This is a genomic window from Streptomyces sp. NPDC006733, from assembly GCF_040636125.1.
Taxonomy (GTDB): Bacteria; Actinomycetota; Actinomycetes; order Streptomycetales; family Streptomycetaceae; genus Actinacidiphila.
The window spans coordinates 59214-79423 of the sequence record NZ_JBEYJD010000034.1 but is presented as its reverse complement, the minus strand read 5'-3'; the positions used below and the strand labels follow the sequence as shown (position 1 = coordinate 79423).

Sequence of the window (20210 nt, the reverse complement as noted above, 5' to 3'; positions counted from 1 at the left end):
TCAGCGGGGCGGGCGTACCTGCCGGCCGGCCACGGTGTGGACGGCCTGCCGGAGCTCCGAGAAGCTGGCCGTGGCGTCGAGGGCGCCCATAGTCAGCGCCTCGTCCCTCAGGGCGGGAGTGACCCGGGACGTGAAGAAGACGGCCGGCCCGTCGTAGGTGCCCTGGCCGCGCAGCCGGGCGAGGTAGTCGAGCCCGGCTCTTTCGTTCGCTCCCCGGCCGAGGTCGGAGATCAGCAACGTCGGTGGGCGGAGCGCGATTTCCCGGTCGGCCGCGTTGTCGTCCCGCACGGTCCGGATGACCGCTCCCGACGCCGTCAGCCAGTCGACCTCCTGCACGTTGTTCTCCGGGTGGTCGTCCAGCCAGAGGATGTCCACCCCGGCGAACGGCTGCAACCGGCGGGCCTGGCGCCGCGCGTCCGCCGTCGCCGCCGACGCCGGCGCCGGCCGTACGGAAGCGGGAGAGCCCGCTCCGGGAACGCCGCTCTGCGTGTACCAGGCCGGCGGGGTGTAGTCGACGGTGAAATCGTCGTCGAAGTCCGCCTCGCCGTACTCCGCGTCGTCGTCGACCCGCTCGTCGCGCCCCGGCGCCCGCCTCGCCCGCCGCTCCGTGGTGCGCAGCGCTCCCAGCCGCAGGCGTCGCACCAGGTCCTCGGATTCCGCGAGTTCCATCAGCTCGCCGATCAGCGAGGTGAACGCGGCATCGGCGGCCAGCCGGGGGAAGTCGACGGGCAGTTGCCGTTCCAGGGCGGCCAGCACCGGCTCCCCCCAGTTCTGCGGCGTCTGCGTGCGCAGCCCGTGGGCGGCGAGGAACAGGTCGATCCGTGCGAGCTCCCCCGGGGTGACACCGTCGGCCGGGCCCTGGAGGGCGCGCCGGATGTCGCGGGTAGGCCCGGAACTCGGTGACCACGTCGCCGACCCCGGCCGGCGAGGGCAGGGTCATCATCCGGTAGAAGTCGGGATAGAGGTACTGGACGAGCAGCGTCCTGATGACCGCTTCCGGTCCGAAGTCCCGCCACACGGGGTTGAGGGTGGCTTCGAGGACGAACCCGTTGACGAGCCGCTTGATACGGCGGGGGTTGCGTCCGGAGCGCTCGATGAGGAGGTCGGCCAGGGCGCTGTCGAGGAACTGGCTGATGCCCGCGGTGTCCGCGCATCGGCGGACGTACTCCTGGATCCCGGCGTAGTCCGGCGCCGGGACGCGGTAGCTGGTCTGGAAGATCTTCTCCATGAAGGCGGACGCGGCGGGCGACAGATCGCGCAGCAGCCCGTTCGGTGCCAGGGCCGACCGGTCGCAGCCGATGACGAAGGCGAGGCCGGGAACGTCGAGGTACATCTTGGTCGCCTCGCAGATCGCGAGGACGGTCTCCTCGGAGCAGCGGTCGAGGTCGTCGATGAAGACCACGAGCATCCGCTGCTCGGAGAGTTCCGGATCGCTGTCCGCCCAGTCCCTGACCAGGGCCCCGATCTCCCCGCGCATGTCGTTGCGCGTCTTCGCGTCGAGGTTCAGCGAGTTCCACAGCTGGTCGGCGATCGCGCCGATGCCCAGCGGGCCGGCGACGAGCAGGCTCAGCACGCGCAGCACCCCGGCCAGCGGCCCCGGCCGGGAGATCCGGTGCAGCGCGCGGCGCAGCACCCGTCTGTCGAAGTTGGTGAGGACCGACTTGATGAGCCCTTCGAGGGCGTCGTCCCCCGAGGCGGTCCAGGCGTTGTACCAGACGGTGCTCACGCCGGGCGCCTCGCGCAGTTCGGCGTCGACCAGCCGCATCAGGCTGCTCTTGCCCATCCCCCACCCGGCGTCCACCGCCAGGGTGAACGGGGTGGACCGCCGGGAGGCCACCAGCAGTCCCGCGAGCTGTTCCGCGACCCGCCCCGCGCCCAGCAGATCCCCACCGGTGGCGGACACCGGCTCGTCGTTGAGCAACGAGAACAGCCGCCACGCGGCGGACGCGGAGGAGGCGGCGCGGACCGGAGGGGGCGGGGGAAGGGAGGTCGACGCCATCGGCTCAGTCTGCCAGCGCGGCCGGCGCCCCAGGCCGACGTGGCGAAAAACACCGGGCGGGCGGGCGTACTCGCCCGTAAGGTGACGGGCATGCAGCAGGTGATCCAGTCCACGAAGCTCGCGAATGTCTGTTACGAGATCCGGGGCCCGGTCCTCGAAGAGGCGATGCGGCTCGAGGCGGCGGGTCACCGCATCCTCAAGCTCAACACCGGCAATCCGGCGCCCTTCGGTTTCGAGTGCCCGCCCGAGATCCTCGAGGACATGCTCCGCACCCTGGGCAGCGCCCACGGGTACGGCGACGCGAAGGGCCTGCTCTCGGCGCGGCGGGCGGTGATGCAGCACTACCAGACCAAGGGCATCCCGCTGGAGGTCGACGACGTCTACCTCGGCAACGGTGTCTCGGAGCTCATCCAGATGTCGATGCAGGCGCTGCTCGACGACGGCGACGAGGTGCTGGTCCCCGCGCCGGACTACCCGCTGTGGACGGCGTCGGTCTCGCTGGCCGGCGGCACGGCCGTGCACTACCGCTGCGACGAGCAGGCCGACTGGATGCCGGACCTCGCCGACATCGAGCGCAAGGTCACCGACCGCACCAAGGCCATCGTCATCATCAACCCGAACAACCCGACGGGCGCCGTCTACGACGACGAGATGCTGCGCGGGCTGACGGACATCGCCCGCCGCCACAAGCTGATCGTCTGCTCGGACGAGATCTACGACAAGATCCTGTACGACGGCGCCACCCACACCCCGACCGCGGCCATCGCCCCGGACCTGCTGACGCTGACGTTCAACGGGCTCTCCAAGGCGTACCGGGTGGCGGGATACCGCAGCGGCTGGATGGCGGTGTGCGGGCCCAAGTCCCACGCCTCCAGCTACATCGAGGGTCTGACGATCCTGGCGAACATGCGGCTGTGCGCCAACATGCCCGCCCAGCACGCGATCGCCACCGCGCTCGGCGGCCATCAGTCGATCAACAGCCTGATCCTGCCGGGCGGCCGGCTGCTGGCGCAGCGCGACGCCGCGTACGACGCGCTCACCCAGATCCCGGGCGTCACCTGCGTCAAGCCGAAGGGGGCGCTCTACCTCTTCCCCCGGCTCGACCCGAGCGTCTACAAGATCAAGGACGACCGGCAGATGGTCCTCGACCTGCTGCGCGCCGAGAAGATCATGGTCGTGCACGGCACCGGCTTCAACTGGCACGAGCCGGACCACTTCCGCATCGTGACGCTGCCGTACGCCGACGACCTGACGGAGGCCGTCGCGCGCATCGCCCGCTTCCTGGACGGCTACAGCCAGCCGTAACGCCCACCGCTCGCGAGCGGTGTGACAGCGGCGGCCGTCGACCCCCGTCTGCTTCCCGCCCGCCCTGCCGAAAACGCCCGAGGGCCGGGTCACGACGTGAGTCGTGACCCGGCCCTCGGCGTGAGGGTTGGCATCGGTCCGTCCGGCGGACGGTCTTGGTCGGGGTGTCCGCCGGGCGGCCGCGCCGCGCCACCGGGCGGGCCACCCGCATCGCACATGCGGGTGGTCCGCCCGAGTTCTCGTGGAGATCGCGGCGGGTCAGCCCAGGCGGGCGACCAGCGCGCGGTACTCGTCCCACAGCTCCTTCGGCGTGTGCTCGCCGAAGGTCTCCAGGTGGGCGGGGATCAGGCCGGCCTCGTCGCGCCAGACCTCCAGGTCGACGGAGAGCAGCAGGTCCAGGTCCTCCTGCGAGATGTCGAGCCCGTCGGTGTCGAGGGCGCCCGGGGCCGGCAGGATGCCGATGGGGGTCTCGACGCCCTCGCCCTCACCGTTCAGGCGCTCGACGATCCACTTCAGGACCCGGCTGTTCTCGCCGAAGCCCGGCCACACGAAGCGGCCGCCGGCGTCCTTGCGGAACCAGTTGACGTAGTAGATCTTCGGCAGCTTGGCGGCGTCCGCCTGCTGGCCGATCTTGATCCAGTGGCCGAAGTAGTCGCCCATGTTGTAGCCGCAGAACGGCAGCATGGCGAACGGGTCGCGGCGCAGCTCGCCGACCTTGCCCTCGGCGGCGGCGGTCTTCTCCGAGGCGATGTTGGAGCCGATGAAGACGCCGTGCTGCCAGTCGAAGGACTCCGTGACCAGCGGCACCGCGCTGGCGCGGCGGCCGCCGAAGAGGATCGCGGAGATCGGCACGCCCTTGGGGTCCTCCCACTCGGGCGCGATGGTCGGGCACTGCGAGGCCGGGACGGCGAACCGGGCGTTGGGGTGCGCGGCCGGGGTGCCGGACTCCGGCGTCCAGTCGTTGCCCTTCCAGTCGATGAGGTGGGCCGGCGGCTCCTCCGTCATGCCCTCCCACCAGACGTCGCCGTCGTCGGTCAGGGCGACGTTGGTGAAGACCGTGTTGGCGTACATGGTCTTCATGGCGTTGGCGTTGGTGTCGTCGCCGGTGCCGGGCGCGACGCCGAAGAAGCCGGCCTCGGGGTTGATCGCGTACAGCTGGCCGTCCTCGCCGAAGCGCATCCACGCGATGTCGTCGCCGACGGTCTCGACGGTCCAGCCGGGGATGGTCGGCTGCAGCATCGCGAGGTTGGTCTTGCCGCAGGCCGAGGGGAACGCGGCCGCGATGTACTTGGCCTCGCCGGTCGGCGGGGTCAGCTTGAGGATCAGCATGTGCTCGGCGAGCCAGCCCTCGTCGCGGGCCATGACGGACGCGATGCGCAGCGCGTAGCACTTCTTGCCCAGCAGGGCGTTGCCGCCGTAGCCGGAGCCGTAGGACCAGATCTCGCGGGTCTCGGGGAAGTGCGAGATGTACTTGGTGGTGTTGCAGGGCCACGGCACGTCGGCCTCGCCCTCGGCGAGCGGCGCGCCGAGGGTGTGGACGGCCTTGACGAAGAAGCCGTCGTCGCCGAGGTCGTCCAGGACGGCCTTGCCCATGCGGGTCATGGTGCGCATGGCGACGGCCACGTACGCGGAGTCGGTGATCTCGACGCCGTTGGCGGAGAGCGGGGAGCCGACCGGGCCCATGCAGAACGGGACGACGTACATGGTGCGGCCGCGCATGGCGCCGCGGAACAGGCCCTGCTCGCCCGAGAAGATCTCGTGCATCTCCGCCGGGGCCTTCCAGCGGTTGGTCGGGCCGGCGTCCTGCTCCCGCTCGGAGCAGATGAACGTACGGTCCTCGACCCGGGCGACGTCGGTGGGGTCGGAGGCGGCGTAGTAGGAGTTCGGGCGCTTACCGGGGTCGAGCTGCTTGAAGGTGCCGTTCTCCACGAGCCCGTCACACAGGCGCTGGTACTCGGCCTCGGAGCCGTCGCACCACACGATCCGGTCCGGCTGGGTGATCTCGGCGATTTCGCCGACCCAGGCGATCAGGTCCTTGTGATTGGTGGGAGCCGCAATTTCGCGCGCCACGATCGCTCCGTCCCGCCGAATTTGCACAGATCCGGCGTCAGATTTGAGGGTTTTGCGGACTCTAGTCCTGCTGTCCGCATGGTGGAACTACCTCGGCCCCTTGGGGGCTGCGACCCGGACGCCACGTGGCCGCTCATCCGGTGCCGACTGCACTCATATGAGTGTCAGGGGAGAAAACCCGATCTGTCCAGGGCGCGAAGGGTGAGCATCGCCACTTCCACCTGCTATACCTACGGTGCCGTAACCTACGGTGCCGTAGGTAGGATTGACGCTATGGACCCCGTCGAGGAGACTTCCGCTGTGTCCCAAGCCGTAGAAGAGGTCGACCCGCCCGCCCTGCTGAAGCCCCTGCTCAGAGGGTGGATTCATGCCGGAATGTTCCCTGCGGTACTGATCGCCGGAGTGGTGCTGACCGCCTTCGCGGAGAGCACGCGCGGCCGCATCGCGTGCGGCGTCTTCACCGTGACGGCCTGCGCGCTGTTCGGCGTGAGCGGGCTGTACCACCGGGGAACCTGGGGTCCGCGGGGCGAGGCGATCCTGCGCCGCCTGGACCACTCCAACATCTTCCTGATCATCGCGGGCAGCTACACGCCGCTGGCGATCCTGCTGCTCCCGCCGAGCAAGGCGACGCCGCTGCTGTGGTTCGTCTGGGCGGGCGCGCTGGCCGGCATCGCCTTCCGGGTCTTCTGGGTCGGCGCCCCGCGCTGGCTCTACACCCCCTGCTACATCGCGCTCGGCTGGGCGGCGGTCTTCTTCCTGCCGGACTTCCTGCGCACCGGCGGCATGGCGGTGCTGGTCCTGGTGGTCGCCGGCGGCCTCCTCTACAGCGCGGGCGGCGTCATCTACGGCCTCAAGCGGCCCAACCCGTCGCCCCGCTGGTTCGGCTTCCACGAGGTGTTCCACACCCTGACGCTGGCGGCCTTCGTCATCCACTACGTCGGGATCTCGCTGGTCGCGTACCAGCACGCGTGACGGCCGCGGGGGCCTGGACTCCCGCTCATGCCCCGCTCAAGGCACCACCCAACGGCCCGCCGCAGACTCGGCACAGGCGCCCGCGACCGATCGGTCGCGGGCGCTTCCGCGTTTCCGGGCGCCCGCACGCACCCGCCGCACAGCCAAATATTGACAGGCTCAATCTTTTGCGAGTTACTCTCAATTGAAGGTAGCTCTTAGGTTAGCTCTTGACGATGTGACGGAGGGGTGCCATGACGGCACAGCTCGACCCCAGGCGCTGGTGGGCGCTCGGCGCCATGGTCGCGAGCATGCTCGTGCTCGGCTTCGACATGACGATCCTGAACGTGGCGCTCCCGACGATGGCCGGGCAGCTCGGCGCCACCACCGGCGAGCAGCAGTGGATGGCGGACGCCTACGTCGTCGTCTTCGCCGCCCTGATGCTCCCCGCGGGGCTGCTCGGCGACCGCTTCGGCCGCCGCAGGATGCTGGTGGGGGGCCTGGGCATCTTCCTCGTCGGCTCGCTCGTCGGCTCGCTGGCCACCAGCGTCGAACCGGTCATCGCCGCCCGCGCGGTCATGGGCATCGGGGGCGCGCTGGTGATGCCGCTCGCCCTCGCCGTGCTGCCCTCGCTCTTCGCGCCGGACGAGCGCGCCAAGGCGGTCGGCATCGTCACCGCCGCCTCGGCGCTCGGCATGCCGCTCGGCCCGATCATCGGCGGCTTCCTGCTCAACCACTTCTGGTGGGGGTCGGTCTTCCTGATCAACGTCCCGATGGCCGCCCTCGGGATCGTCGCCTGCGTCTTCCTGCTGCCCGAGACCCGCGACCCGGCGTCGCCCAGGGTCGACGCGGCCTCCACCGCGCTCACCGCCGCCGGGCTCGGCGCGCTGATCTACGGGATCATCGAGGCGCCGACCCGCGGCTGGACCGACCCGGTCGTGCTGGGCATGCTGGCCGGGGCCGCCGCGCTGATCGCCGCCCTCGTCGTGCGCGAACGCCGGATGGACCGGCCGATGCTGGACATGACCCTGCTCGGCCACCGCCCGTTCCTGCTCAACACGCTCGCCGCGACGCTCGGCATGTTCATCTTCTCCGGGCTGATGTTCGTCCTCCCGCCGTACCTGACGGCGGTGCTCGGCAACGACGCCTTCGGCACCGGCCTGCGGCTGCTGCCGATGATGGGCGGCGTGATGTTCGCCGCCAAGGGCAGCGGCGCCGTCATCCAGCGGTTCGGCGCCCGCGCGGTGATCAGCGGCGGGCTGGTGGTGCTCGCGCTCGCGGCCCTCCTCGGCAGCCGCACCACCGTCGACAGCGGCTACGGCTTCACCGCCCTGTGGCTGTCCGTCGTCGGCTTCGGCTTCGGCTTCGCCGTGGTCCCCGCCATGACGGCGGCGCTCAGCGCGCTGCCCGGCGACCGGGCGGGCAGCGGCTCGGGACTGCTGAGCACCGTACGGCAGGTGGGCGCCGCGATCGGGATCGCGCTGCTCGGTTCGCTGCTGGTCGGCGCCTACGCCGACCGGCTGCCGTCCGGGGCGCCGGCGGCGGCCTCCGACTCCGTCGTCGCCGCCCACGTGGTGGCCGACCGACTCGGCGACGCCCGGCTGGCGTCGGCGGCGGACGCCGCCTACGTGCACGGCATGTCGACGGTCCTGCTGGTCTGCGGCGCCATCGCCCTCGTAGCGGCGCTGCTGACCGGGACGCTGCTGCCCAAGGACGGCGCCGCCCCGGCGGGCGGCTCCGGGGGCCCGGCGGGCGACGGCTCCGAGGCCGTGCCGCCGGTGGCCGCGCTGCCCGCCGATGCCGGACAATGACGGGCATGCCAGCACGCACGACGGCCGCCACCGCCAGCGATCCGCTCGACACGCCCGAGCCCGGTCCAGCCGGTACAGCCGGTCCGTCCGGCACGCCGAAGGCCGGTCCGCCGAAGGCCGGGCTGCGGGAGCGGAAGAAGATCCGGACCCGGCAGGCGATCCGCCGGGCCGCGTACCGGCTCTTCGAGGAGCAGGGGTACGACGCGACGCCCGTCGACCGGATCGCCGAGGCCGCCGACGTCTCGCCCAGCACCGTCTTCCGGTACTTCCCCACCAAGGAGGACATCGTCCTCACGGACGAGTACGACCCGCTGATCGAGGCGGCGATCCGGTCCCGCCCGGCCGGCGAGTCCCCGCTCCAGGCGATCCGGTACGCGATCGTGGAGGCGCTGCGCGCCCTCTACCAGGACCCGCAGGAACGCGCGGACCTCGGCGCGCGGACGCGGCTGCTGCGGGACGTGCCGGCCGTCCGCGCCCGCTCCATGGAGAGCATGTCGCTGACCGGCCGGATGCTCGCCCGCGTCATCGCCGAGCGCACCGGCCGCCCGGCGGACGACCTGGAACTGCGGATCTTCACCGGGGCGGTGCTCGGCGCCTTCCAGGAGGCCACCATGCACTGGGCCGAGCACGACCAGCGCGGCGACCTCCTGGACGTCATCGAACGCACCCTGGACGTCCTGGAGCGCGGCCTCACTCTCTGAGCGACGCCTGTACGCCCTGCACGCTCCGGGCCAGCGCGGCCGGATCGGTCGTCGGCGCGTCGCACACGAAGTGCCGGCAGACGTAGGCCGCCGGGCGGTCCCTGACGAGCGGCCGCTCGTGCAGCAGCGGGAACTCGTCGCTGCCGGGCGCGCCCGGCGCCACCACGGCGCCGGGGGCGGTGGCCAGCAGCGCCGCCCGGTGCAGGGCCGCGGTGGCCGGGTCGTCGGGGGCTCCCACGACCGCGATCTCCCGGGGGCCGTCGAGCGCGGCCTCGGCGACGGCGAGCCCCCAGCCGATGAAGCGCGGCGCGCGCGGCGCCAGCGCCCCGACGACGCCCAGCGCGCGCTCCGCCGCCTCGCGGTGGGCGCTCGACCCGGTGTGGGCCGCGTAGGACAGCAGCGCGCCGGCGGCGGCCGTCCAGCCGGACGGGGTGGCGTTGTCGGTCGGATCCTGCGGGCGGCGGATGAGCTCCTCGGCGTCGTCCGCGGTGTCGTAGAGCGTGCCGTCGGCGGCGACGAAGTGGTGCAGCACCGAGTCGAGGAACAGCCCCGCGAAGTCCAGCCAGACGCCCTCGCCGGTCACCCCGGCGAGCGCGAGGAAGCCCTCGGCGACGTCCGCGTAGTCCTCCAGCACCCCGGAGTTGGCCCCGGCGACCCCGTCGCGCGAGGTGCGGGCGAGGCGGCCTGCCTGGTCCATGTGGACCCGCACCAGCACGTCGGCCGCGTCCAGCGCGGCCCGGACCAGGTCCGGGCGGTCGAAGTACGCGCCGGTCTCGGCGAGCGCCGCGATGGCCAGGCCGTTCCACGCGGCGACGACCTTGTCGTCGCGGCCGGGGCGCGGCCGCTCCTCGCGCGCCGCGAGCAGCCGCTCGCGGACCGACGCCGCCCGGTCCGCGTCGGCGGGCGCGGCGTCCGCCGCCAGTTGCAGCACGGAGGCGCCCTCCTCGAAGGTGCCCTCGCGCGTCACCCCGAAGAGCGCCGCGGCGAACGCCGCGTCCTGCTCGCCGAGCACGTCGCGCAGCTCCTCGGGCGTCCAGGCGTAGAACGCGCCTTCGGCGTGGCTTCCGCCCTCCCGTCGCCCACCACCACCCTTCTGCGGATGCGCTTCACGCGCCCCTTCCTCCTTACGGTCGCTGTCGGCGTCCAGCGCGGAGGCGAACCCGCCCTCGCTCGTGCGCAGTTCGCGCACCATGAAGTCGGCGGTCTCCAGCGCGACGCGGCGCGCGAACTCCGAGCCGGTGGAGCGCCACAGGTGCGCGTAGACGCGGCACAGCAGCGCGTTGTCGTAGAGCATCTTCTCGAAGTGCGGCACCGTCCACGTGCGGTCCACCGCGTACCGGGCGAAGCCGCCGCCCAGCTGGTCGTAGATGCCGCCGCGGGCCATCGCCTCGCAGCTGTCGGCCGCCATCCGCAGGGCGTCCTCGGAGCCGGTGCGGGCGTGGTGGCGGAGCAGGAACTCCACGGCCATGGACGCCGGGAACTTCGGCGCCCCGCCGAACCCGCCGTGGTCCGCGTCGTACTCCCGGGCCAGCGCGAGCACCGCCGCGTCCAGCTCCTTCGCGCCGGGCGTCACCGAAGCCCCGTACGCGCTCTGCCGCTCGCCGAGGTCCTTGACGATGCGCGCGGCGACCTCGTCCACCTCGTCCCGGCGGTCCCGCCACGCCGCGCTCACCCCGTCCAGCACCTGCCGGAACGAGGGCATGCCGTGGCGCGGCTCGGGCGGGAAGTACGTGCCGAAGTAGAACGGCTCGGCGTCCGGGGTCAGGAACACCGTCATGGGCCAGCCGCCCTGCCCGGTCGCCGCCTGCACGGCCTCCATGTAGACGGCGTCGACGTCCGGCCGCTCCTCGCGGTCCACCTTCACCGGCACGAAGCGCTCGTTGAGGTGGGCGGCGACGCCCTCGTCCTCGAACGATTCGTGTGCCATCACATGGCACCAGTGGCAACTGCTGTAACCCACGCTGAGCAGCACCGGCACCCCGCGTTCGCGGGCCTCGGCGAACGCCTCGGCACCCCATGGCCACCAGTCGACAGGGTTGTCGGCGTGCTGGAGGAGGTAGGGAGAGGTGGAACGGCTGAGTCGATTGGCCATGTACCCACCCTCACACACGGTGTCGCCCTGCGGCGCGTACGGCAGGACACTTGGGGCGGGCGGGCGACCGAGGGGGAGCTACGTTGAAGGAAGCGCCGGAGCCGGCGAGGCCGTCCGGGAGGGACCGGGCGGAGGTCGAGGGCCGGGTGAAGCTGGCCGTGGTCGAGGAGTCGCGCGGCAGCACGGCGGCGGACGCCGAGCGGCTGCTGCGCCGGGCGCTGGCGTCGCTGGACGAGATCATGGCGCAGGCCGCCGCGGAGTACGCGCTCTACGCGCAGGCCGCGGGGGCCGGGCAGGACGCACGGGGCGGGTTCGCCGGGCGGTTCGACCGCGAGACGGTGACCACCGCCGCGATCACCGCGGGGGCGGTCGGGGTGACGGCGTTCGCCGTGGACGTGATCGGCCAGAACCTGTCGGCGGGCGCGTCCCTCTCCACCGGGCTGGCCGCGGGGGCGGTCGGGGCGGTGGCCGTGGGGCTCCGGGCCCCGCGCCGGGACGCGGCCGGCACCGCGGCGGCCGGCGACCCGGCCCCCTACCGGCTGCGCTGGCTGGAGGCGGTGGAGCAGCGCGGCATCCGGCCCTTCCTGGAACAGCACCGGAGCCGGGCGACGGCGGAGTCCGCCGCCTCCCGGGGCGCCGCCCCCGCGGCGGCGAACAACCGGCACCAGGTCCCGTCGCCGCGCAGGACCGACCGCAGCGCCGCCGCCAGGACCCGGTCGGTGCTGGAGCAGTCGTTCGGTCAGCTCCCGTCGGCGGACGGCCCGTTCGCCGGGCGGCGCAAGCAGCTCGCGCAGATCACCCAGTGGGTGCACCAGGCGCGGGTCTCCACCGAGACCAAGCCGACCGTCGTGGTGCTGCACGGCCCGGCCGGCGCCGGGGCGACCACCCTCGCGGTGCGCGCCACCCACCAGCTGCGCGACCAGTTCCGCGGCTCGTGCGTGGTCGACCTGCGGGGCGGGGCGCTGGACGAGCCCCCGCTGCCGACCCGGGACGCGCTGCTGCACCTGCTCAACCGGCTCGGCGCGCCCCGCGAGCAGCTGCTGTTCCGCGAGCGCCCCAACCACGAGCAGCACCTGCGGCGCCTCGCCGACCAGTACCAGAAGCATCTGACGGGCACGCCGGTGACGATCGTGCTCGACGACGCCTCCGACGCCGAGCAGGTGCGGATGCTGGTCCCCGAGCGGTCCGAGACGCTGGTGCTCGTCACCTCCCGCGAGCCGCTCTCCCTGGACCTGCCGAACGCGTGGGTGCACAGCCTGCCGGTCGGCCCGCTCGGCGCCGAGGACGCCCACGAGCTGCTGAGCGAGCTGGCCAGGGCCGCGAAGGCGCCCGAGCCGACCACGGTGGAGTCCGAGCGGCTGCGCGAGCTGTGCGAGGGCCTGCCGATCGCGCTGCGGATAGCGGGGGCGGCCCTGCCGGACCACGGCACGGCCGCCGGGCTCGCCGCCGACCTGGACGCGTACGGTCCGCAGGAGGCCGTCGAGCGGATCCTGGCGCTGCGCTACCGCGACCAGTCGGAGCCGTCCCGGCGGCTGCTGCGGCGGCTCGCGCTCGCCGGGCGGACCAGCTTCGGCGCGGCGGCCGCCGCCGCGCTGCTCGCCACCGACGAGCAGGAGGCCGGCCGCCGGCTGGACGACCTGGCGCGGGCCGGGCTGATCGAGCACATCCGCGGCAGCCGCTACCGGCCGCACGACCTGGTCCGCCGCTTCGCCCAGGCGCGGCTGCTGGACGAGGAGGAGCCGGCCGAGCGCGCCGCCGCCCACGAGCGGCTGATCCGCAGCTACGCGCAGCTGGCCAACGCCGTCATCCGCCTCGTCGAGGGCAAGACGTCCACCCGGGCCGGGCGCTTCGGCGCGCACGGCTTCGCCTCCCTCGAATCGGCGCTGCGCTGGCTGGACGACGAGTCGAGCTTCATCACCGCGGCGCTGCGGCACGCCGAGGGCGTGGACCGCACCGTCGTCCAGGCCCTGCTGGGCGCGCTGTGCGACTACTGCCTGCTGCGCGGCGACCTGTACCGGCTCGGGGAGATCAGCGAGCTGGCGCAGGCGTCCAAGGCCGCCCCGGACGAGGAGCAGAACATCCTGGTGCGCTCGGTGCAGTGGCGCACCGGCATCGCGGCCCGGCAGCTCGGCGAACTCGACAAGGCGCGCTCCACCCTCAGCTCCGTCGTCGACCTGTACTTCGAGGCGCAGCACCCGGCGGGTGCCGCCCGCGCGCTGGGCAGCCTCGGCATCACCCTGCACCACCAGGGCAATCTGCGGGAGGCGGAGAGCAAGCTCCGCGAGGCCCTGGAGCTGCAGGCCGCCCCGGAGCTGGGCGAGGACCGGGCCTGGACGCAGCACGCGCTGGCGGCCGTGCTGCGCGACATGGGGCGGCTCGGCGCGGCCCTGCCGCTGCTCCTGGAATCCCTGGAGCTGCACCGGCAGAACGAGAGCGTCAGCGGCCAGGCGTGGGCGCACCTGCAGCTCGGGCAGGTCTACCTGCGGCTCGGAGCGGTCGACGAGGGCGAGGCCGAGCTGCGCAGCGCGGGCCAGTGCTACGCGCTGACCCGCGACCCGCGCGGCGCCGCCTGGACGCGCACCCAGCTCGCCCGCGCCACCCTGCAGCGCGGTGACGCCCAGGGCGCCGCCCGCGAGCTGGACGAGGCGCTCGTCCGCCACCGGGCCTGCGAGGACGCCCGCGGCGAGGCCTGGACGCTGTACTACCTGGGGCACGCGCTGGAGGAGTCGGGCGACAGCGACCAGGCGCTGCGCACCCTGGAGCGGGCCCGCTCCATGTTCAGCCGGATGCGGGACGTGTACGGGCTCGCCTGCGCCCGCCACCACTCGGCCCGGGTCACCCGCGACCAGCGCTCGGTGCGCACCGGCAACCTCCGCAACAGCGGCTTCGCCCGCCAGCTGCTCCAGGACGCCCGGCAGGACTTCCGGCGGATCGGCGTCGAGCACGGCGAGGCGTGGTCCTGCGTGGAGCTCGCGGTGATCGACGCGGGCAACAACCGCTTCGTCGAGGCCCTGGCGCTGCTGGACGAGGCCCGCGAGCTCTTCGCCGGCCTCGGCGACCGGCGCGGCCACGACTGGGCGGTCTTCCTGCGCTGCACGGTGCTGCCGCTGCTGTCGGAGGAGGGTGCCGGGCGCGCCGCCGACGAGCTGCGCGCCCTGCTGGCCGAGGACCACCCGGGCCGGGACCCGGACCTGGAGGAGTTCGCCGAGGCCTACGCGGTGCTGCTGGAGCGCGGCACGGCCGCCCCCGGCGGCAGCTGGGAGGCATGGCGGCTCGGCATGCTGCCGCGGCGCTCCGCGCGCATGGTCATGGACCTGCCGCCGATCACGCCCTGAGGACGGGGCGGGGGCAGGCCGCAGGACCGGGCGGGCCGGTGTACGGCCGGCCCGCACGGCGCGCGGGCGCTACGGGGCCTGGGCCCGCCGCGGGGCAGGGCTCGCCATGGGCCTGGCCGCGCTACGGGCCGGGCCGCGCTACGGGGCCTGGTCCTCCCGGGCCGCCGCGGCGGCCTGCGCCTCGCGGTGCGCCCGCAGGCCCCGCGAAGGCTTCCGCGGGGCCGACGCGCCGGCCGGGTCCGGCGCCTCCTCGAAGTCGATCTTCCTGAACTGCTTGCCCATGTTCTTCATCAGGGCCCACAGCGACAACGCGATCGCCGCGAAGATCACGAAGCCGATGAGGCCGGGCGTCACCTTGTTGTTGTCCAGCTCCTGAGCGGCGAGCGGGACGTACTGGGTCAGTGCGTGGGAGGCAATCACCCACCCATTGTGCGCTAGGGGGTGCGGATGCCCGCGAAGAGGTCGTCCTCGGGCAGCGAGGTGTCCACGAGGGAGCGTGCCAGCTCGTAGTCCTCGGTCGGCCAGACCTCCTGCTGGATCTCCATGGGGACGTGGAACCAGGCGCCGTCCGGGTCGATCTGGGTGGCGTGCGCGAGCAGCGCCTTGTCACGGATCTCGAAGAAGTCCGCGCAGGGCACGTGGGTGCTGATCTGCCGCTCGGGGCGGTCGAACTGCTTCCAGCGCTCCAGCCACTCCGCGTACGGGGACTCCAGCCCGCGGGCGAGCAGCGCCTCGTGCATGGCGACGGTGCGGGCCCGGTTGAAGCCCTGGTTGTAGTAGAGCTTCTGCGGCGTCCACGGCTCGCCGGCCTCGGGGTAGCGCTCCGGGTCGCCCGCCGCCTCGAAGGCGACCATGGTGATCTTGTGGGTCATGATGTGGTCGGGGTGCGGGTAGCCGCCGTTCTCGTCGTAGGTGGTGATCACCTGTGGCTTGAACTCGCGGATCAGCTTCACCAGGGCCCCGGCGGCCTCCTCCACGTCCTGCACCGCGAAGCAGCCCTCGGGCAGCGGGGGCAGCGGGTCGCCCTCGGGGAGGCCGGAGTCGACAAAGCCGAGCCAGGACTGCTTGACGCCCAGGATCTCGCGGGCCTCGTCCATCTCCTTGGCGCGGACCTCGTGGATGTGCTCCTCGATATAGGGGTCACCCTGGAGCTTGGGGTTGAGCACCGAACCGCGTTCACCGCCGGTGCAGGTGGCGACCAGTACGTCCACCCCCTCGGACACGTACTTGGCCATGGTGGCCGCACCCTTGCTCGACTCGTCGTCGGGGTGGGCGTGGACGGCCATCAGTCGCAGCTGCTCAGTCAAGGCTGGATCCTCTAGTCATCGGTAGTGGCCCCCTCGTTCCATGTAAAGGGCGCCTCCTATAGTGACCGAAGCGAGGGGGCAATTAATTCCATGTCCCCCACCGGAAGGAACGATCATGGCTGCGGTGCGCGAGGGGCTGCCCGAAGGGCGCTACGGACGCGGCGCCGACGCGCGGTCCGACCGGCGGCTGAAGGTCATCGGCCTGGTGCTGGGCGTGCTGGCGCTGGGCGGGATCGGCTGGTTCGGCTGGCACTCGGTCGCGGGCACGGAGGTGAGCGGCGAGGTCATCAAGTCGCGCGCGGTCTCCGAGCAGGCGGTGGAGATCCACCTGGAGGTCCGCAAGGACGCCGGGACGGTCGCCGTGTGCACCCTGCGCTCGGTGGACGAGGACCACACCGAGGTGGGGCGCATGGACGTGGTGCTGCGCGACCACAGGAAGCAGATCGACACCGTCGTCACCATGCGCACCACCCACCGCGGGGAGACGGCCGAGCTGCTCGGCTGCAAGCCCGCGGACCAGGGCTGACCTGCCGCGACGAAAGACCGTCCGACCCACTGACGATTTCGCGCTCCCCTGTGGCTGCCGGAATTGTTAGGCTCCAGGTTTCGCCCCGCCACGCGATGGCAAGGCGCTTTTACGCAGTCCCATGTACCTACGAGGAGCACCCGTGACCCAGACCAGCGAGAGCGTCACCTGGCTGACCCAGGAGGCGTACGACCAGCTCAAGGCCGAGCTGGAGTACCTGACGGGTCCGGCGCGCGCTCTGATCATCGCCAAGATCGAGGAGGCCCGGCAGGAGGGCGACCTCAAGGAGAACGCCGGCTACCACGCGGCGCGCGAGGACCAGGGCAAGCAGGAGCTGCGGGTCCGCCAGCTGACCCAGCTGCTGGAGCGCGCCAAGGTCGGCGAGGCGCCGGAGGACACCGGCGTGGTCGCGCCCGGCATGGTCGTCACGATCGCCTTCGACGGCGACCCGGACGACACGATGACCTTCCTGGTGGGCTCGCGCGAGTACGTGAGCGACACCCTGGAGACCTTCTCGCCGCAGTCGCCGCTGGGCAAGGGCGTGAGCGGCAAGCGGGCCGGCGAGGACGCCGTCTACGAGCTGCCGAACGGCAAGAAGTCCACCGTGAAGGTCCTCTCGGTCACCCCGCACCGGGGCTGACCGACGCGACGGACGCGCGGACGACAACGGGCTCCCCGCCGTGGGTACGGCGGGGAGCCCGTTGTCATGGGCCGGCTACCGGCTCAGGCGGTCGCGGAGCGGTACTTGCGCACCGCCAGGGTCCGGAAGACCACGAGGATCAGCACGGACCAGATCAGCGACGCCCACACCGGGTGCTGCATCGGCCAGGCGCCGGACTGCGAGACGCCCGGGTTGCCGAACAGCTCGCGGCAGGCCTGCACGGTGGCGCTGAACGGGTTCCACTCGGCGATGTGGCGCAGCCACGGCGTCATGTTGCTGGTGTCCGCGAAGGCGTTGGAGATGAACGTCACCGGGAACAGCCAGATCAGGCCGCCGGAGGTGGCCGCCTCCGGGGTGCGGACCGACAGGCCGATCAGCGCGCCGATCCAGGAGAAGGCGTACCCCAGCAGGAGCAGCAGCCCGAAGGCGCCGAGCATCTTGGGGATGCCCTCGTGCACGCGCCAGCCGACGATCAGGGCGACGACGGCCAGCACGACGACGGTCAGCGTCGTCTGCACCAGGTCGGCGAGGGTGCGGCCGGTGAGGACCGCGCCGCGCGCCATGGGCAGCGACCGGAAGCGGTCGATGAGGCCCTTGTTCATGTCGTCGGCGATGCCCGCGCCGGCACCGGCCGTGGCGAAGGTGACGGTCTGGGCGAAGATGCCCGCCATCAGGAATTCCTTGTACGTGTTGGCGTCGGTGCTGCCGCCGACCTTCATGGAGCCGCCGAAGACGTAGGTGAAGAGCACCACGAACATGATCGGCTGGATCAGCCCGAAGATGATCATCTCCGGGATCCGGGTCATCCGGATCAGGTTGCGCTTGGCGATGACCAGCGAGTCCCGGACGCCCTGCATGGCTCCGCCGCCGGCCCGGGGCACCAGCGTGGTCGTGGCGGTCGCTTCGGTGGTTGCCATCACTTGACCTCGTCTTCCGGTGCGGCGACCTCGGCCTCGTGGCCGGTCAGCGAGAGGAACACATCGTCCAGCGTCGGACGGCGCAGGCCGATGTCGTCGATCTCGATGCCGCGGGCGTCGAGATCGCGGATGACCTCGGCGAGCAGCTTGGCGCCGCCGTCGACCGGGACGGTGATCCGGCGGGTGTGCTCCTCGGTCTTGGTGTCTCCCTTGCCGAAGCCGCGCAGGGCCTCCCGCGCCTCGGCGAGCCGGTCCCGCTCGTGGACGACGACCTCGACGCGCTCGCCGCCGGTCTGCGCCTTGAGCTGGTCGGAGGTGCCGCGGGCGATGACCTTGCCGTGGTCGATCACGCAGATGTCGTGCGCGAGCTGGTCGGCCTCTTCGAGGTACTGGGTGGTGAGCAGCAGCGTCGTCCCGCCGGCCACCAGGTCCTGGATGACCTCCCACATGACCTGCCGGTTGCGCGGGTCCAGACCGGTCGTCGGCTCGTCCATGAACATCACGGGCGGCTTGACGACGAGCGCGGCGGCGAGGTCCAGGCGGCGGCGCATGCCGCCGGAGTACGTCTTGGCCGGTCGGTCGGCCGCCTCCGCGAGGTTGAAGCGCTCCAGCAGCTCGTCAGCCCGCAGCTTCGCGTCGCGGCTCTTCATCTGGTAGAGCTGGCCGACCATCTGCAGGTTCTCGCGGCCGGTCAGGTACTCGTCGACCGCCGCGAACTGGCCGGACAGGCCAATGTGGTGGCGGACTTCGTTCGGGTGCTTGAGCACGTCGATACCGGCCACCACGGCACTGCCGCTGTCCGGCTTGAGCAGGGTGGTGAGCACCCTTACGGCAGTGGTCTTGCCGGCGCCGTTCGGGCCCAGCAGTCCCAGGACCGTGCCTTCCGGGACGTCGAAATCCACTCCGTCCAATGCCCGTACGTCACCGAAGGTCTTGACCAGACCTTCGGCGTAGATCGCGCCTGGCATGTGACTACTCCCAATCCGGGGATAGGTCTTCGTGTGTCGATGATCGCGGGGTTCGCGGCCGTCCGCGACCCGAATGGCCGACGTTCGGAGCCCGTGCACAGGGCGCCCAAACGCGACACATCGCGAGCATGGCGTATGCGATATATCGCGTCAAGCCCAGGACCCCCGGAATCTTCGGGCGCCGCCCCCGAACCGTTCGGGCAGCGGCTCGAAGCAGGCGTCAGATGACCACGTATCCAGCACCCAGCAACGCGGCCTCGACCGCCTCGCAGTGCTCCGGCCCCTTCGTCTCCAGATGCAGCTCGACCTCCGCCTCCGTGAGCCCGAGCCGGGGATCGGTCCGTACGTGGCTCACGTCCAGGACGTTAGCGTCCGCCTCTGACAACACGGCCAGAAGCGTCGCGAGCGCGCCCGGACGGTCCGTCACCCGCAGCCGCAGCGACAGGTAGCGGCCCGCCGCCGCCATGCCGTGCCGCAGGATCCGCTGCATCAGCAGCGGGTCCACGTTCCCGCCGGACAGCACCGCCACCACCGGGCCCTCGAAGGACTCCGGATCCGACAGCAGCGCCGCCACCGGGCTCGCGCCGGCCGGCTCCACGACCATCTTGGCCCGCTCCAGGCACAGCAGGAGCGCGCTGGAGAGGGCGTCCTCGGAAACCGTACGGACTTCGTCGACCAGTTCGCGAATGATTTTGAAGGGGATGTCCCCCGGCCTGCCGACCATGATCCCGTCGGCCATCGTCGCCACCGAGCCCAGCGCCACCGGCTCACCGGCCGCCAGCGAGGGCGGGTACGCCGCCGCGCCCGCCGCCTGCACGCCGATCACCTTCACGTCGGGACGCAGCGCCTTCACCGCCAGCGCCACCCCCGCGGCGAAGCCGCCGCCGCCGATGCCGACGAGGATCGTCCGCACCTCGGGGCACTGCTCCAGGATCTCCAGGCCCACCGTGCCCTGGCCCGCGATGATGTCCGGGTGGTCGAAGGGGTGGATGAAGACCGCGCCGGTCTCCTCCGCGTACGCCTTGGCGGCGCGCAGCGTCTCGTCCACCACCTGTCCGTGCATCCGCACTTCCGCCCCGTAGTCGCGGGTCGCCGCGATCTTCGGCAGCGGTGCGCCCACCGGCATGAAGACCGTGGAGCGCACACCGAGCAGCGACGCGGCCAGCGCGACCCCCTGCGCATGGTTGCCGGCGCTCGCCGCGACGACACCGGCGGAACGTTCCTCCTGCGACAGGCCGGCGATGCGCACATACGCGCCACGCACCTTGAACGAGCCCGTGCGCTGCAGGTTCTCGCACTTGAGGTGGACCGGGGAGCCGACCAGGCCCGTCAGGTACCGGCTGCCCTCCATCGGGGTCACCCGGGCCACCCCGGAGAGCATCTTGTGCGCCCCGCGCACGTCGTCGAGCGTGATCGGGTGGTGTACTGCGGGCGCCGCTCTGTCCATGCGCCCAGTCTTCCAGCTCCCGCCCCGCATCACCGCCGGACCCTGGTTTGTGCGGGATGGGTCTCATGGTGACCCGGTCCGCGTACTCTTCTCCCAACCTCCGCGAGACCGACAGAACGC

Annotated in this window: 15 protein-coding genes and 1 pseudogene; 7 read left to right on the top strand and 9 right to left on the bottom strand. The window is 72.2% G+C overall.

The features are described from left to right. Both ABZ721_RS27735 and ABZ721_RS27730 read right to left on the bottom strand, forming a co-directional pair. On the bottom strand, nt 1–756 hold the full coding sequence (locus ABZ721_RS27735; RefSeq protein ID WP_358791481.1) for a hypothetical protein: 756 nt from the start codon (nt 754–756) through the stop codon (nt 1–3). Between the two features lie 346 nt (nt 757–1102). After that, a pseudogene (locus tag ABZ721_RS27730) lies at nt 1103–1999 on the bottom strand (P-loop NTPase fold protein); the annotation flags it as partial. 90 nt (nt 2000–2089) lie between these two features. Here ABZ721_RS27730 and ABZ721_RS27725 point away from each other — a divergent pair. After that, nucleotides 2090–3304 carry a pyridoxal phosphate-dependent aminotransferase gene (locus tag ABZ721_RS27725; RefSeq protein ID WP_358791444.1) on the top strand — a complete coding sequence of 405 codons (1215 nt, stop codon included), beginning with the start codon at nt 2090–2092 and terminating at the stop codon, nt 3302–3304. 258 nt (nt 3305–3562) lie between these two features. Here the strand turns inward: ABZ721_RS27725 and ABZ721_RS27720 are convergent, their stop codons facing one another. Next, nucleotides 3563–5374 carry a phosphoenolpyruvate carboxykinase (GTP) gene (locus tag ABZ721_RS27720; protein WP_358791443.1) on the bottom strand — a complete coding sequence of 604 codons (1812 nt, stop codon included), beginning with the start codon at nt 5372–5374 and terminating at the stop codon, nt 3563–3565. A 273-nt stretch (nt 5375–5647) separates the two neighbouring features. On the opposite strand from ABZ721_RS27720, the gene ABZ721_RS27715 reads away from it, so the two are divergent. From ABZ721_RS27715 to ABZ721_RS27705, 3 genes are all read left to right on the top strand, one after another. Then, nucleotides 5648–6346 carry a hemolysin III family protein gene (locus ABZ721_RS27715; protein ID WP_358791442.1) on the top strand — a complete coding sequence of 233 codons (699 nt, stop codon included), beginning with the start codon at nt 5648–5650 and terminating at the stop codon, nt 6344–6346. Nucleotides 6347–6579: 233 nt separating this feature from the next. Further along, complete coding sequence (locus ABZ721_RS27710) at nt 6580–8136, top strand: MFS transporter (RefSeq protein ID WP_358791441.1); 1557 nt, start codon at nt 6580–6582, stop codon at nt 8134–8136. Nucleotides 8137–8141: 5 nt separating this feature from the next. Beyond that, nucleotides 8142–8837, top strand: coding sequence for a TetR family transcriptional regulator (locus ABZ721_RS27705; RefSeq protein WP_358791440.1), 696 nt, complete (start codon nt 8142–8144; stop codon nt 8835–8837). Here the strand turns inward: ABZ721_RS27705 and ABZ721_RS27700 are convergent. After that, on the bottom strand, nt 8827–10929 hold the full coding sequence (locus ABZ721_RS27700) for a thioredoxin domain-containing protein (protein ID WP_358791439.1): 2103 nt from the start codon (nt 10927–10929) through the stop codon (nt 8827–8829). The two genes, ABZ721_RS27705 and ABZ721_RS27700, sit on opposite strands and share 11 nt — an antisense overlap. Nucleotides 10930–11012: 83 nt before the next feature. Here ABZ721_RS27700 and ABZ721_RS27695 point away from each other — a divergent pair, with 83 nt between their 5' ends. Then, nucleotides 11013–14264, top strand: coding sequence for a tetratricopeptide repeat protein (locus tag ABZ721_RS27695; protein ID WP_358791438.1), 3252 nt, complete (start codon nt 11013–11015; stop codon nt 14262–14264). A 138-nt stretch (nt 14265–14402) separates the two neighbouring features. Here the strand turns inward: ABZ721_RS27695 and ABZ721_RS27690 are convergent, their stop codons facing one another. Together ABZ721_RS27690 and mca are read right to left on the bottom strand one after the other, a co-directional pair. After that, entirely contained in the window at nt 14403–14684 is a 282-nt protein-coding gene (locus tag ABZ721_RS27690; protein ID WP_358791437.1) for a hypothetical protein, read from the bottom strand. Between the two features lie 14 nt (nt 14685–14698). Continuing rightward, nucleotides 14699–15571: a mycothiol conjugate amidase Mca gene (gene mca, locus ABZ721_RS27685; protein WP_358791436.1), complete on the bottom strand. Its 873-nt coding sequence runs from the start codon at nt 15569–15571 to the stop codon at nt 14699–14701. 115 nt (nt 15572–15686) lie between these two features. Here mca and ABZ721_RS27680 point away from each other — a divergent pair, with 115 nt between their 5' ends. Then, nucleotides 15687–16097 (top strand): DUF4307 domain-containing protein, encoded by a 411-nt coding sequence (locus ABZ721_RS27680; protein ID WP_358791435.1) that lies wholly within the window; start codon nt 15687–15689, stop codon nt 16095–16097. A gap of 142 nt (nt 16098–16239) precedes the next feature. Continuing rightward, nucleotides 16240–16737, top strand: a complete 498-nt coding sequence (greA, locus tag ABZ721_RS27675) for a transcription elongation factor GreA (protein ID WP_358791434.1) — start codon at nt 16240–16242, stop codon at nt 16735–16737. Nucleotides 16738–16820: 83 nt separating this feature from the next. Here the strand turns inward: greA and ABZ721_RS27670 are convergent, their stop codons facing one another. From ABZ721_RS27670 to ilvA, 3 genes are all read right to left on the bottom strand, one after another. Further along, on the bottom strand, nt 16821–17615 hold the full coding sequence (locus ABZ721_RS27670; protein ID WP_358791477.1) for an ABC transporter permease: 795 nt from the start codon (nt 17613–17615) through the stop codon (nt 16821–16823). A gap of 59 nt (nt 17616–17674) precedes the next feature. Beyond that, complete coding sequence (locus ABZ721_RS27665) at nt 17675–18643, bottom strand: ATP-binding cassette domain-containing protein (protein WP_358791433.1); 969 nt, start codon at nt 18641–18643, stop codon at nt 17675–17677. Between the two features lie 220 nt (nt 18644–18863). Further along, a complete protein-coding gene (gene ilvA, locus ABZ721_RS27660) occupies nt 18864–20090 on the bottom strand; it encodes a threonine ammonia-lyase (RefSeq protein ID WP_358791432.1) in 1227 nt (408 codons plus the stop codon). Nucleotides 20091–20210 lie beyond the last annotated feature (120 nt).

Excerpts from the sequence above, each read along its gene's own strand:
- ABZ721_RS27710 (WP_358791441.1), top strand. The coding sequence starts at position 6,580 with ATGACGGCACAGCTCGACCCCAGGCGCTGGTGGGCGCTCGGCGCCATG.
- ABZ721_RS27700 (WP_358791439.1), bottom strand. The coding sequence starts at position 10,929 with ATGGCCAATCGACTCAGCCGTTCCACCTCTCCCTACCTCCTCCAGCAC.
- ABZ721_RS27705 (WP_358791440.1), top strand. The coding sequence starts at position 8,142 with ATGCCAGCACGCACGACGGCCGCCACCGCCAGCGATCCGCTCGACACG.
- ABZ721_RS27725 (WP_358791444.1), top strand. The coding sequence starts at position 2,090 with ATGCAGCAGGTGATCCAGTCCACGAAGCTCGCGAATGTCTGTTACGAG.
- ABZ721_RS27670 (WP_358791477.1), bottom strand. The coding sequence starts at position 17,615 with ATGCAGGGCGTCCGGGACTCGCTGGTCATCGCCAAGCGCAACCTGATC.
- ABZ721_RS27680 (WP_358791435.1), top strand. The coding sequence starts at position 15,687 with ATGGCTGCGGTGCGCGAGGGGCTGCCCGAAGGGCGCTACGGACGCGGC.
- ilvA (WP_358791432.1), bottom strand. The coding sequence starts at position 20,090 with ATGGACAGAGCGGCGCCCGCAGTACACCACCCGATCACGCTCGACGAC.
- ABZ721_RS27665 (WP_358791433.1), bottom strand. The coding sequence starts at position 18,643 with ATGCCAGGCGCGATCTACGCCGAAGGTCTGGTCAAGACCTTCGGTGAC.
- ABZ721_RS27715 (WP_358791442.1), top strand. The coding sequence starts at position 5,648 with ATGGACCCCGTCGAGGAGACTTCCGCTGTGTCCCAAGCCGTAGAAGAG.